The 13,819-nt window shown below is 34.4% G+C and carries 10 protein-coding genes and 4 tRNA genes; 4 read left to right on the top strand and 10 right to left on the bottom strand.

The genetic code is table 11. The annotated features are described in order from the left end of the window. Window positions 1-20: 20 nt before the first annotated feature. A complete protein-coding gene (locus I0Q91_RS06075; RefSeq protein WP_270453531.1) occupies window positions 21-1,724 on the bottom strand; it encodes an MFS transporter in 1,704 nt (567 codons plus the stop codon). 115 nt (window positions 1,725-1,839) lie between these two features. Here I0Q91_RS06075 and xerA point away from each other — a divergent pair, with 115 nt between their 5' ends. Next, the gene (xerA, locus tag I0Q91_RS06070; RefSeq protein ID WP_270453530.1) at window positions 1,840-2,772 is read left to right on the top strand and encodes a site-specific tyrosine recombinase/integron integrase; all 933 of its coding nucleotides are present in this window, start codon (window positions 1,840-1,842) and stop codon (window positions 2,770-2,772) included. On the opposite strand, the gene I0Q91_RS06065 is transcribed toward xerA, so the two are convergent. Then, window positions 2,769-3,566, bottom strand: coding sequence for an SDH family Clp fold serine proteinase (locus I0Q91_RS06065; RefSeq protein WP_270453529.1), 798 nt, complete (start codon window positions 3,564-3,566; stop codon window positions 2,769-2,771). The genes xerA and I0Q91_RS06065 overlap by 4 nt on opposite strands. 58 nt (window positions 3,567-3,624) lie before the next feature. Continuing rightward, window positions 3,625-3,700: transfer RNA gene (locus I0Q91_RS06060), tRNA-Phe, on the bottom strand. Window positions 3,701-3,874: 174 nt separating this feature from the next. Here I0Q91_RS06060 and I0Q91_RS06055 point away from each other — a divergent pair. From I0Q91_RS06055 to I0Q91_RS06045, 3 genes are all read left to right on the top strand, one after another. Beyond that, window positions 3,875-3,951: transfer RNA gene (locus I0Q91_RS06055), tRNA-Pro, on the top strand. Between the two features lie 7 nt (window positions 3,952-3,958). Further along, window positions 3,959-4,034: transfer RNA gene (locus I0Q91_RS06050), tRNA-Glu, on the top strand. 16 nt (window positions 4,035-4,050) lie between these two features. Then, a tRNA-Tyr gene (locus tag I0Q91_RS06045) sits at window positions 4,051-4,137 on the top strand. Between the two features lie 85 nt (window positions 4,138-4,222). Here the strand turns inward: I0Q91_RS06045 and megL are convergent. The 7 genes from megL to dapG all read right to left on the bottom strand — a co-directional run bounded on the left by megL (window position 4,223) and on the right by dapG (window position 13,798). Then, window positions 4,223-5,404: a methionine gamma-lyase gene (gene megL, locus I0Q91_RS06040; protein WP_270453527.1), complete on the bottom strand. Its 1,182-nt coding sequence runs from the start codon at window positions 5,402-5,404 to the stop codon at window positions 4,223-4,225. 23 nt (window positions 5,405-5,427) lie between these two features. Further along, complete coding sequence (locus I0Q91_RS06035; protein ID WP_270453526.1) at window positions 5,428-6,399, bottom strand: helix-turn-helix domain-containing protein; 972 nt, start codon at window positions 6,397-6,399, stop codon at window positions 5,428-5,430. A gap of 20 nt (window positions 6,400-6,419) precedes the next feature. Further along, entirely contained in the window at window positions 6,420-7,184 is a 765-nt protein-coding gene (locus I0Q91_RS06030) for a DUF3388 domain-containing protein (RefSeq protein ID WP_270453525.1), read from the bottom strand. Between the two features lie 81 nt (window positions 7,185-7,265). After that, complete coding sequence (locus tag I0Q91_RS06025) at window positions 7,266-9,542, bottom strand: FtsK/SpoIIIE family DNA translocase (protein ID WP_270453524.1); 2,277 nt, start codon at window positions 9,540-9,542, stop codon at window positions 7,266-7,268. 315 nt (window positions 9,543-9,857) lie between these two features. Then, window positions 9,858-11,531 (bottom strand): ribonuclease J, encoded by a 1,674-nt coding sequence (locus tag I0Q91_RS06020; protein WP_270453523.1) that lies wholly within the window; start codon window positions 11,529-11,531, stop codon window positions 9,858-9,860. Window positions 11,532-11,702: 171 nt separating this feature from the next. After that, window positions 11,703-12,581, bottom strand: coding sequence for a 4-hydroxy-tetrahydrodipicolinate synthase (gene dapA / locus I0Q91_RS06015; RefSeq protein WP_270453522.1), 879 nt, complete (start codon window positions 12,579-12,581; stop codon window positions 11,703-11,705). A 5-nt stretch (window positions 12,582-12,586) separates the two neighbouring features. Then, the gene (gene dapG / locus I0Q91_RS06010) at window positions 12,587-13,798 is read right to left on the bottom strand and encodes an aspartate kinase (protein WP_270453521.1); all 1,212 of its coding nucleotides are present in this window, start codon (window positions 13,796-13,798) and stop codon (window positions 12,587-12,589) included. Window positions 13,799-13,819 lie beyond the last annotated feature (21 nt).

Raw genomic sequence — 13,819 nt, 5'->3', positions numbered from 1 at the left:
TCCCTCCTGATTTAAAAATTTTACAAGAAATAATTAAATGTTTGAAAAACTAAATTTATCTGAGCTATCCAATAAAATAGAGCTATAATCATTGAAAACCCTACATAAAATTCTAAACCTGAAGATTCTTCTACATTATTAAAATAAATTATAACAGATATAAAAGCTGAAATCAAAATCGGAATTAATAATCCTGACGGTGGGGTCTCAGGAAAAAACAAGAAACCAGTATCACCTCTAATAAATGTTCCAATAATTATAAACATTAGGGACGAAATGAATGTGAAGTATCTTTTATTAAATAATAAATCACTTTTAAAGTATTTAATAAAATAATACAATGCAAATGCAGCTAAAAAGGGTAATACTAAAAAGTGCAGATTAAATGCCATCGGCAAAAACGGTAATAAAAAATAATACAAAAATATACTTAGTAGATTTAGATCAAATTCTTCTCTGGAAAGGCCAAGAATTGTAGAAACTGACGGATTGTATCCTTCAGCATCACTTGAATAATATAAAGTTCTCTGTCCGCCTTCAATCCTTAACCAGCTTAATAAAGCTTCACTTTGGTTTCCAGATAATCTGGGTTGCGATATATATTTATGGACTGGAAACAAGGTTTCACCATCCATCCTTTGATTAATAGGATCATCTGACTCAATTACTTTTATCCCTTTTTCTGGTTCAGTTTCTTGTATATAAGAAAAATAATATTTATCCCCTCTTCTAATAATGCCTGGTTCTGAATTATTAAATCCTGTGACATATTTTAATTCTTCTATTGAATAATCAACTAAATTAATATTAGAGAGGTAAATAGTTCTTGCCCTATCACCAGAATCAAAATAATTCCAGTAAATATAAATATCTTCATCATCTATTACATATTTAGGACTGTCTCTTCTATCCCTTATTTGGGTTCTTTCTATTTCAATTGAATTATCAACAGAGAATGTTGTATCATCTATAGTATTGAATGTAATTAGATATCTATTATTATTTAAACTTGAACCGGCATAATAACCTCTTTCATCCATATCATTGGAAATAATATAAGAATCATTATTATTTAGAACTGAAATAGGGTGCCTTGAATCATATTCCCCTATTATTAGTTCAGAATTGAGATTAATTACTCCGTCATCGAGATTATATTTCATTGCTCCAATCTGATAGCTACTACTTATATCATCTATTCTATGATGCCAGCTTAATAAAATATCTGAATTATTATAATCTATACTTAGGCCTCCTGCATTATATAATTCATCAATTAATGTTTCCTCTGATATCAACTCAAATGCCTCATTAAAAGTCAATTTATTTAATTTCATATTCCTTCCTGAACCTGATAAATAAAAAATAAAATTATGTTCATCTAAATGATAATAATTAATATTTCTTAATGTTGCTTCCTCAAAAATAGTTTCTTCTTCAATTAAATCCCCTGACCTATTAAATTTGGATAGTTTAATATTATCACTATTTGACCCTCTATCGATCCAAATAACTTCAATATTTTCATCATTTATTATAATTTCATACTCTCTCGAATATAAATTTTCAATTAATTTTGTTGGATATGACCAATCCTGAGTTGCTAAAAGTGGTACTTCATTAGGATTATTAAGGTTATACCAGTAATGATAGACAGAAAATCCCCCTATAAGAATTAATGAAATAAGAAAAAATAATATTACATACTTATATCTCTTTTTCAAGTTGAACTCCTCCTTTTTATTTAAAAACAGGAATTTAATTTTTTATCTTGAATATATAAAACAAGAAGATAAAAGTTTCGTAAAATTTAACTTAGGCGAAGGAGATGTATATATTATGTCAAAAAATATAAGTTTTTTAGATGCAGTTGATAGATTTAAAAATCACCTATTAGTTGAAAGAGGCTATTCAGAATTAACTATTAAAGAATACAACCATGATCTATTCCTATTCCTTGATTTTTTAAAAGATAAATATAATTTCAAAGAAGATTTTCCAGTCAAGCAAATAGAGAAACATCAGGTAATAGAATTTTTAGGAAATATAATAATTGTTCAGGAAAATTCAGCAGCTACCAGGAATAGAAAGCTCTATTCATTAAGATCTTTTTTTAAATATTTAGTTAGAAATGAATTGCTAGATAGTAGCCCAGCTGCCAGTATTCAGGCAAGTAAGACTGAACAGAGAGCTGAACCTATATACTTGAAAATGAATGAGGCCAAAAAATATATTAAGTCTATAGAAAAATCTGATAGCAGTTATAAATTAAGAGATTTAGCTATAGTCAAATTATTTCTATACGGCGGATTAAGAGTCTCTGAGCTCGTTAATTTAGATTTGCCTGATATTGATTTTGATGATGAATCTATTAAATTTTATGGTAAAGGCAATAAAGAAAGGTATGTCCCTTTGCATAACGATGTTATTGAATCAATTTTAGATTATCTACCCTTAAGAGATAATATAGATATTAAAGATCCTAAAGATGAGGAAGCTTTATTTTTATCAAATCAGGGTCGAAGAATCTCAGTAAGAACTATACAAAAATTTGTTAAGAAATATGCTAAAAGTGCCGGTTTAAGACAGGCAAGTAAAATCACCCCCCATAAATTACGCCATACCTTTGCAACATCTCTGTATCATCAGACAAAGGACTTAAAGGTATTACAGGATTTATTAGGTCATGCCAGTATTTCTACAACCCAGATATATACCCACACTGATGCACGTCAAAAGAAAAATGCTATTGATAAGATGGAAGACTTTTAAGAAACATAATAAACAGATGGTCTATTTCTGCCAGGTTGAGGATAAAGTTCCATTAATGTATAAACCTTATCTGGCAGACCTATACTATGCTTAATATTTAGTGATTCTAAAACCTTTGAGTCTAGAGGAAAATCATGAGTGTATTTTCCATGACATAGATTCTCAATTAACCTTATAATTTCATCATCGTCCATTTTATCATCTAATATTGTTTTTAAGAAATTTTCTAATTGAACTATTGCTTTTCTGGCCACGTCCCCATAGATAAGCGTCTCATCGTCGATATCAGCCATTTCTTTTGACTCAATTACCTGGAGAATAGATTCAGCAGGGTAGCCGGCTATCTGCGGATCTACAGGGCCTAAAACAGCATTTTCATCGATAATAATTTCATCAGCAGCTAGAGCAATTAAAGTACCACCTGACATAGCATAATGGGGTACAAGTACTCTTACTCTAGATGGATGCCTATTTATTGCCATAGCTATCTGCTCAGCTGCAAGAACCAAACCACCAGGGGTATGCAGTATTAAATCTATAGGTCTGTCCTTATCAGTGGACCTGATTGCTCTTAAAATCTCCTCTGAATCTTCAATATTTATATACCTGGTAAAGGGTATGCCTATAATACTTAAGATTTCCTGTCTATGAATTAATGTTATAACCCTGGTCTCTTCATCTTTTTCAATAGATTTAATCATTTTAGTTCTTTTATAGTTCAAGTTATAATTCTTTAGGATTGGAATAAAAATAGTTAGAATAAAAATTATAAGAAAAAATAGACCCCATGACATATAATCACCTCCAATCATTTAAAATTTCAAAATATAATAACAATTTGTTATATAAAAATGGTGGTGAGAGGCAGAATTGAACTGCCGACACGGGGATTTTCAATCCCCTGCTCTACCAACTGAGCTATCTCACCACATTTAAAAAAATATTTAATTTCTGCAAGATTATATTATCATATGAATTTGTTAAAATCAAGTATATTTTACTAAAAAAAGAATTTAGAATTGACGGAAAATAAAAAATAAAAAAACTTTAAAAAAACCCTTGACGATAACGTCTTTTTCAGATATACTAGTAATTGTGTTGACGGGCTGTGGCGCAGTTTGGTAGCGCACCTGTTTTGGGAACAGGGGGTCCTGAGTTCAAATCTCAGCAGCCCGACCATTTTAGTGCCCTCATCGTCTAGGGGTCTAGGATACCAGGTTTTCATCCTGGCGACAGGGGTTCGAATCCCCTTGAGGGTACCATTTTTAATATAATACTGGAGGGGTGCCCGAGTCTGGCTAAAGGGAGCAGACTGTAAATCTGCCGGCGATGCCTTCAAAGGTTCAAATCCTTTCCCCTCCACCATTTTTAACTTCAGCTAATCAGCTGGAGTTTTTTATTTATAAATATTAAAAGCTGACAGTTTTAAAGCTGTCAGCAAATATAAATCTTATTTGATTTTATTAAGCCCCTGCTCTAAGTCATCAATAATATCATTTACATCCTCGATTCCAACTGATAGCCTTATTAGGCCGTCTGTAATGCCTGCAGAGCGCCTGTCTTCTTCCGGGACTACATAATGGGTCATCGAAGCCGGATGCTGGATTAAAGTATCCACATCGCCTAAACTAACTGCAAGTATACATAAATCAAGAGAATTTAATAGCTTTTTACCCTCTTCAATTCCGCCTTTTAATTCAAAGGCCATAACTCCTCCAGGTCCTTTCATCTGTTTTTCTCCTAATTCATATTGAGGATGATCTTTTAAACCTGGATAATAAACAGTATCAACTGCTGGATGATTACTTAAAAATTCAGCGACTTTCTTTGCGTTTTTCGTTATTCTTTCCATCCTGACTGATAATGTTTTTAATCCCCTTAATAGCAAAAATGTATCAAAGGGAGCTATAATTCCTCCAAAATCTTTAACAGTTGTTTCTCTAAATGAATTTAAAAGATCTTCAGGACCACAGATTATACCAGCTATTGTATCGCCATGACCACCAATAAATTTAGTGGCACTATGAATAATTATATCAATTCCAAATTCTGCAGGTTTCTGTAGACAGGGAGACATAAAGGTATTATCTACAACTGTTATTATATCTTCACCTGCAATATCTGACAGTTCAGCAAGATCAACTAAATTCATAGTAGGATTTGATGGTGTTTCAGTATAAATAACTTTTGTATTATCTTTGATTGCAGCTTTAATGTTATTAAGATCAGACATCTCAACAAAGGAAACTTCAATATTCCATTTAGGTAATAATTCTGAAAATAGTGAGAATGTGCAGCCATACAAAGTCTTTGAAGCTATGATATGGTCTCCTGCTTCTAATAAACCCATAACTGTTGATGATACTGCTGCCATACCAGAACCCAATGCTATTGCAGAATCGGTACCTTCTAAATTAGCCATTTTCTCTTCTAATGCCGTCTGAGTCGGATTTCCAAGCCTGGTATATATGTAGCCTGGTTCCTCGCCAGCAAATCGTCTTCCACCCTGCTCAGCACTGTCAAAAACGAAGGTAGAGCTCTGATATATTGGCACCCTTAAAGCGCCTGTCTGAGGACATGGATCCTCGCCAGCATGAACAGTTCTGGTATTAAAATTCCATTCTTTTTTCATAAATTCAGCCCTTTCCTGGTTAATTATAATTGAAATGTTTCTTCAACAACCTGCCCACTACCACCAAGAGGACCTACTTCTTCTTCTCCATACTCAACCGATATGGCGGCTGCATTACCAACTCTGATTACTACTTCTGAATCAGGTTCATATTCAAGAATATCGCCGTCGTTAATTATTCCTTCAAACTGAGTTTCTCCATCGACAACTACTCTAATCCAGCTTTCGCCAGTGGCAATCACATTAAAATAAGATGGAGCCTCTTCTAAATCATTTTCATCAGAATCATCAGCTTCTCCATTCTCGTCTTCTCCATTCTCGTCTACTTCAGCCTCCTGCTCAGAAATTTCGGCTAAATCAACTTCGTCTTCTAAATCAATAATTGTTTCATCATCTGGCTGAATACCATCATCATCTAGATCAGTAGGATCAATTCCAGTCTCTAATAAATTATCACTATCTAGATCAGGCTCAGAATCATTTTCTTCCTCATTATCCTCTGTTGCCAGATATATCTCATCAACTGAATCATCTTCATCAATAACCTCTTCCTCAACCTGTTCATCAACTTCAGCAAAACCATTGTTGCCATTATTACCATTCATAATAAGCAAATTATAACCTACAACTCCACCAAATAAAAGAATTATAAGTATAATTATCATAGCTCTCCCGGTTATCATGGAGAGAAAGTTAAATAATGTAGATTTTTTATTCTTTTTAGTTCTTCTTTTGCGACCAATGCTTTCTTCTTCAACCCCATCTAATTGTTGATCGAGTTGATATTCATTTAAAATTTTCTCTTTATCTATACCTAAATAATCAGCATATGTTTTTAAGAAAGCCTTTTCATATACTCGCCCTGGTATTTTACTGAATTCATCATTCTCTAATGCTAAAATATACTTCTTTCTTATCTTAGTCTCTTTGCTTGCTTCTTCAATCGTGATACCTTTTTCTTCTCTAATTTCTTTTAAAGTTTTTCCAACGGCCAAAAGTATGACCCCCTCCCAATTTATTCAAAACTACTAATTGAATACATATAATTATCAAGCCTGTCATCTGAATCATCATTAATATCTTCAGTCAACTCAACTAAAAGGTCAAAATCCTTATAAGAGACATCTGTTTCCCTGATCAAAAATTCTGGATGTTCAATAATTTTAAGTAATGGTTTATTTAAAAAATCCCTGATAAACCTCACATGATCAGCTGAAGCCCTCCTAAATGTTGTGATCGCATCGATAATAAAGACCGTCTTACTATTAAGAATATTTTCAGGAACAGAAGTTAGTGTTGTCTGCCTGAGCAAAGTTGTAGATAATAATTTCCAGTGCTTATTTGAATGAACAGCAGCTGCAATAGCCGTCTCTGTTTTTCCAATTCTTGGATTACCCTTTATTCCAATCATTATCTCTTCATTATCTATAATATAAAAGCTCAAAAAATCTATCAACAACTCTAAATCCTGGCGAGAAAATAAATAGCTATCTTCTTTAAACCTCGATGATACCTTTTTGCCATGTTTTAATGCCAAAAAATCTTCTAACTGAGGAGTCCTTAATCCAGTTAGTTCAAGTTCTTTAACTGCTCCTAGCGCATTTAAAAGTCTTTCCTTAACTTCAGGTTCCTTAATTTCAAGTAATAAACCACGATAATAATTTTCTATACTGGCTATTGTCTTAATATTAATCTGCAATAAACCTAATAAAGAAGCAAGGTCTCCTAATAGTCCAGGTCTATTTTTTATTATCTTGTATTCCATATATAATGTTTCCATAATTTTGCCTCTCTCTATTATATTCGAGATTATAAGTAGATAATCCTTCTTTAACCTGTAAACTGGTCTAATAGTTAGAAATTAGTCATCTAAATAGTTTTCCAGTTCATCTTCTGTAATTAATACCTCTCTTGGTTTGCTGCCAACATATGGGCCCACAATCCCCATTTCTTCCATGGTATCGATTAATCTTGCAGCTCGAGAATGACCAATATGAAGCCTTCTCTGTAACATTGAAATTGAAGCCCGATACTCAACAACAAGTCTAATTGCATCTTCTAAAAGTTCGTCCTCTTCATCATCTAAATTCAGTTCCAGGTCTTCAAATTCATCTTCATCGATATAAAAATCAGGTTCAGTCTGATTACTTAAATAATTAACCAGGTTATTTATCTCTTCATTATCGATATAAGCACCCTGAACTCTGAAAGGTTTTTTGGCCCCAACTGGGTGGAATAACATATCACCATTACCGAGAAGTTTCTCTGCTCCTCCAGTATCAAGAATAGTTCTGGAATCAGTAGCTGAAGAGACAGCAAAGGAGATCCGGCTAGGAATATTTGCCTTGATCAAACCGGTAATGACATCGACAGAAGGTCTCTGAGTTGCTATTACAAGATGGATCCCTGCTGCTCTGGACATCTGGGCCAGTCTGCAGATAGCATCCTCAACATCATTTGCTGCTACCATCATTAGATCAGATAATTCATCAATTATAACAACGATGTATGGGAGGGGATCATCTGATTTTTTATTATATGACTCAATCCCTCTGGTTCCAGTCTCGGCAAAGAGATCATAGCGATCTTCCATCTCCTTAACAATTAATTGCAGGGTTGAAGCAGCCTTTTTGCAGTCAGTTACAACAGGACTAAATAAATGGGGCAGGCCATTATAATTCACAAGCTCAACCTTTTTAGGATCGATCAATAAAAGTTTTAATTCTTCAGGAGTATTCTGATATAAAAGGCTGGCGATAATACTATTAATGCAGACACTTTTACCTGAACCAGTTGCTCCAGCAACCAGCAGATGGGGCATCTTTCCTAGATCAGCAACAACTGCTGAACCATCAACTGCCCTGCCCAGACCAAGATTTAGCCTGGTATCAGAACCATTAAATTTATCGCTCTCTACAATTTCTCTAAACCTAACCATCGATGGACCCTGATGAGGAACTTCAATCCCAATCGCTGATTTGCCTGGAATCGGAGCTTCAATTCTAACATCATGGGCAGCTAAAGATAAAGCAATATCGTTTGATAAATTAACGACCTTACTAACTTTAACTCCAACCTCAGGCTGGATCTCATATCTGGTAATAGTTGGGCCATGGGTAACATTAATAACTGAAGCATCTACACCAAAATTATTTAAAGTTTTCTCTAATAACTGGCTTTTATCCTCAACCTGATCCCGGTCAACACTGCTCTTTTTAAGAAGACGGCTATGGGGATTTTGATAATCCTCCATACCTTTATTTTCTTTTTTATCTTCAGCCAGGCTATCCTCAACAGAAAAGACTTCAAAATCATTATAATCATCATCCCAATCAGGGAAATAGCTCTTTTCAATTTCATCTTCAGTATTTTTAGTTTGGTGATTACTTTTTTGCTTTTTTGATACCTTCTCAAATTCAGGTAAAGTATAATTCTCATCATTTACAACTTCTAAGTTCTTTTCTTCTTCTCTAAGCTGTAATTCAGTTGATTCTTTCTTTTTTGATTTATCTTTAACCTTTTCTCTATTCTTTATCTTGTTAAAAAGTGTGAAAGGTGATTTTAATAAGACAATCAATAAACCTGCCAGACCTTTAATCTTTCCAGTATAATTAATTGACTTAATTTGATGAAAGACCTCTTTAATTCTAGCCTTTATCATTTTATATAAATCAGTTAGATAAATATCAAAGAATAAGAGAATACCAATCAACCCAAAGGCTGTTAAAATTAGCTGGGCTCCAGTCATGCCAAAAATCATCTTAAAGAAATAGGCAAGACTTCCTCCAATCAGGCCACCACCATCACCAATTAAACCTGCAGTAAAAATACTCTCATAATCCTGAACTATATGGTAAATAGTAATAAATGATATAAATGCAATTATAAATCCAGGTATCTTACTTTTATAATTATAATCATCAGCAAAAACTAACTTATAACCTATAATTACAAAAATCACAGGTATTGCAACTGCAGAATTACCAACAAAGAAACGATAAAAATCAGCTACTAAACGGCCAGCTATACCGGCTGCCCCTCCATAAAGGGCCACACCACTAAAGATTCCCCAGGCTGCTGATAAAATCCCTGCAATCTCCTTTTTTCTTTCCCCAGGCTTTAAAATCCCTGACAGCATAATATCCTCTCCTACAAATATCTGTTCTATATATTAATTCTCTTTATTTGTTATAATTCCTGCATATTATGTAAAACCAATAAATAAGCTATTAAATTTTATAAAATCAAATAAAATCTTTGTGTATATTTATTCAATATGTAGATATGACCCTCCGGTTACCCGACGGTTACCAGGTAGTATCTCTTAACAAATTTCACAAAGTAATTATACAAGTAATATTCATTTATATGTATTTATATACTGCAAATCGGTATTTATTAAGAAAAGAGACAGGCTAACTGCCTGTCCCCTGTTTTTTAGTTATTTATTGGATCATACCTGCATAATAATCGGTAGAATCATTGGATTTCTTTTAATCTGCTTATAAATGTAATTATTTAAGGAATTTTTAATAGTCTTTTTAAGAACAGACCATTCAGTTATTCCCTTTTCTTCACATTCTTCTAAAGCATCCTTGACACGATTAGTTGCATCTTCAATTAATTTTTCAGACTCTCTGATATAAACAAATCCTCTGGTTATAATATCAGGTCCAGATTGAATATTACCATTGCTATCTATTGTTACAACAACAATAATAATTCCATCTTCAGATAGAGTTTTTCTATCTCTTAAGACTATATTTCCAACATCGCCAATTCCAAGGCCATCAACTAGAATATCTCCAGCCTGAACCTTATCAACCTTTTCTACCTTATCTTCTCTAAATTCAATTACATCGCCAAGCTCTGCTATATAAGTGTTCTCCTTAGGAACTCCAACATCTTCAGCCAAAGCAGCATGCTGATGTAGATGACGGGCCTCGCCATGGGTAGGAACAAAATATTTAGGCTTAGTTAGATTAAGCATTAATTTAAGCTCTTCCTGACTGGCATGACCAGAAACATGCACACCTGAAACATCTTCATAGATTACATTTGCTCCCCGTTCAAATAACTGATTAATTGTCTGGCCAACAAATTTTTCATTACCAGGGATTGCAGATGCAGAAATAACTACAGTATCACCATTTTTAATATTAATATGGTAATGGTCTCCTCTGGCCATTCTGGTTAAAGCAGCCATCGGCTCACCCTGACTTCCTGTTGTAATGATAACAGTTTCATCATCAGCAATATGTCCCATATCTCTAATATCAACGATCATATCATCAGGAACATTAATATACCCAAGTCTTCTAGCTATTTCAACATTATTAGTCATACTCCGGCCAGTAATAGCAATTTTTCTGTCATACTTGACTGCAGCATCAAGAATCTGTTGAATTCTATGAATATTCGAAGCAAAGGTTGCAACGATTATCCTATTAGTAGCTCTATAAAATATATCATCAATCGTTTCACCAACAACTTTCTCTGACATCGTGTAACCTTTCCGCTCAACGTTTGTACTATCAGAGAAAAGTGCTAATACGCCAGGTTCTGAATGTCCTAACTCGGCTAGTTTATGAAAATCAGCGACCTCTCCATCAACTGGAGTCTGGTCAAACTTAAAATCACTGGCATAAACAATCGGCCCTAAAGGTGTGTGAATTGCAAGTGCACAGGTATCTGTTAGACTATGATTTACCTTAATATAATCTACCTTAAACTGACCAACCTGAACAGTACTTCCAGCATTTACAACCTTTAAACGACTTGACTTCATCAAACGATGTTCCTTTAAATTTCCTTCTAATAAACCTAAAGTCAGCTTTGTCCCATAAATAGGTACATTAATCTCCTTTAATAAAAAAGGTAGAGCACCTATATGGTCTAAATGACCATGGGTTAATACAATCCCTTTGATTTTGTCTTTATTTTTCTTGACATAATCAAAGTCAGGTATTACTAAATCAATACCTAATTGATCATCTTCAGGAAACATCACCCCAGAGTCTATAATTAACATCTCATCTCCATATTCCAACACCATCATGTTCTTACCGATCTGGCCGACTCCGCCGAGTGGAATCATCCTGACGGCTTCATTATTTTTTTGTGACATAAATAAAAAAAGACACCTCCGATTTGAATTTCAATTAATTTTACTTAATTGTGTTCTTTTATTTATATTAAATTTATTTATTTCATTTAAGAAATAGCACATAAATATCCATTGTTTCTATTATAACGTCTTACTTACTAAAATACAAGCAAAAACTCGCCGAATTTTAAATTATAGTAAATTATAATTTTCTAAAAGATTCTTTAACAGATCTTTCTTAGATGGTTCCAGCTCAGTTAATGGTGGCCTAAAACTACCTAAATCCCAGCCTTTCATATTAAGAGCAGTCTTAACAGGAATAGGGTTTGTAGATATAAACATATTCTTAAAGATTGGGAATAGCTTTTTATTAATCTCAGCGGCTCTTTTAAAATCATTGGCCAGAGCTAATTCTATCATATCTTTTATCTCAGAAGCAACTAAATGGCCGGCAACACTGACAACCCCTTTGCCTCCCAGGGACATTAAAGGTAATGTTAATGAATCGTCACCACTATAAAGATCTATCTTATCGCCGGCTCTAGCAATTATCTCAGTGGCCTGATCAAAATCGCCACTTGCCTCTTTTATAGCAACAATATTATCAATTTCAGCAAGCTGGATAGTAGTCTTTGCCTCCATATTTCTAGAGGTTCTGCCTGGAACATTATAGAGCATAACCGGTAGCTCAATACTTTCAGCAATAGATTTAAAATGCTGATACAATGATTCCTGAGGTGGTTTGTTATAATAAGGAACAACAAGCATAACCCCATCAACACCAATCTCTTCTGCTTCTCTGCTCAATTCAATACTTGATCTTGTATCATACGACCCGGTTCCAGCAATAATTTCAGCTTTATCTCCAACTTCAGCAACAATATTCTGTAATAAAGTGATCTTTTCCTGGTCTGTTAAAGTCGGCACTTCTCCAGTAGTTCCACAGATAACCAGTCCGTCACAGCCTTCATTAATTAAATACCTGGCTAAATCCCGGGCTTTCTCGTAATTAACTTCTCCTGACTCAGTAAAGGGTGTAACCATTGCCGTATAAAGGTTTCCTTCTAACATTATACTCACTCCTTGTAATTTAGTTTAAAAGCTCCGTGCAGTGCTGAAATAGCAGCTTCCTCGCTGCTTTTTTCTATTAAACAGGCAATACTGGTATGGGAATCTGTCGTCTGATAAATCTTAATCCCGGCCTGATTTAAAGCATCAACTATCCTGGCCATAACTCCAGGCAGACCTGTCATACCACTTCCAACAATAGAAACCTTACAAAATTTATCTGAAATATTAAAGGTAAAGCCTGAATCAGTCAATAAACTGCTGGCTCTATTTATATCTGGATTATCAACTATAAATGAAATCTTTTCCGGTCTTATATTTATCATATCAACACTAATGTCATTATCTGCAAGCAGTCTAAACGATTTAAGGCCTGTATTATAATCATTCTTGCTATCAGGGAGAATCTCTATAAAGGCTACCTGACGCCTGACTGCCAGTCCAGTAACTGGGCGGTCTTTATTTAAATCCCTGGAATCCTTAATAACTGTGCCATTATCATCGTTTAGATTATTTGTAGCTCTTATTCTCAGAGGAATATTTCCAGCCTGGGCAAACTCTGTTGCCCTGGGATGGATAACTTCAGCTCCCTGATAGGCCAGTTCACAGGCCTCAGTAAAGGTCACTTCACTCAAGTTTTTTGCGCCTTCATAAATGGAGGGGTCTGCTGTCATTAATCCATCAACATCACTAAAGATATCGATCTTTTCAGCATTTAATGCATAGCCTAAAGCACTGGCAGTTGTATCACTGCCACCTCTTCCTAAGGTTGTTATCTCGCCATCCTGGCTTAAGCCCTGATAACCTGCAACAACAGGAATTATATCTTTTTCAAGAAGTTTTATGATTTTTTCCGGTTTCACAGCAATAATCCTGGAAGCTCCAAAATTATCATCGGTTATAATACCGGCCTGACCTCCGGTCAGAGACTGGGCCGAGTAATCTTTTTCAGTCAAATGGCCGGCAATTATTACTGAAGAGATAACCTCGCCACAGGAGGCCAGTAAATCCTGCTGTCTGGCCGATAATTTCTCTCTATCTCCTGGCAGGTCTAAAAGAGTATCAGTAGCATATGCAGCCCCTGCCCTGCCCATTGCAGAGACAACGACTACAGGCTTATAACCAGCTTTAACAGCTTTTATTACCTGTCTACAGGCATTTTCTCTATCTTCTAAGGTTGCCAGAGAACTACCACCAAATTTCTGAATAATCACATTCATATTAACCAGCTCCAGCAATTA

Source organism: Halonatronomonas betaini (genome assembly GCF_015666175.1).
GTDB classification, from domain to species: Bacteria; Bacillota; Halanaerobiia; order Halanaerobiales; family Halarsenatibacteraceae; genus Halonatronomonas; species Halonatronomonas betaini.
This window is presented reverse-complemented; position numbering and strand designations above follow the sequence as displayed.

Excerpts from the sequence above, each read along its gene's own strand:
- xerA (WP_270453530.1), top strand. The coding sequence starts at position 1,840 with ATGTCAAAAAATATAAGTTTTTTAGATGCAGTTGATAGATTTAAAAAT.
- I0Q91_RS06065 (WP_270453529.1), bottom strand. The coding sequence starts at position 3,566 with ATGTCATGGGGTCTATTTTTTCTTATAATTTTTATTCTAACTATTTTT.
- megL (WP_270453527.1), bottom strand. The coding sequence starts at position 5,404 with ATGAAAAAAGAATGGAATTTTAATACCAGAACTGTTCATGCTGGCGAG.
- I0Q91_RS06030 (WP_270453525.1), bottom strand. The coding sequence starts at position 7,184 with ATGGAAACATTATATATGGAATACAAGATAATAAAAAATAGACCTGGA.
- I0Q91_RS06025 (WP_270453524.1), bottom strand. The coding sequence starts at position 9,542 with ATGCTGTCAGGGATTTTAAAGCCTGGGGAAAGAAAAAAGGAGATTGCA.
- I0Q91_RS06020 (WP_270453523.1), bottom strand. The coding sequence starts at position 11,531 with ATGTCACAAAAAAATAATGAAGCCGTCAGGATGATTCCACTCGGCGGA.
- dapA (WP_270453522.1), bottom strand. The coding sequence starts at position 12,581 with ATGTTAGAAGGAAACCTTTATACGGCAATGGTTACACCCTTTACTGAG.
- dapG (WP_270453521.1), bottom strand. The coding sequence starts at position 13,798 with ATGAATGTGATTATTCAGAAATTTGGTGGTAGTTCTCTGGCAACCTTA.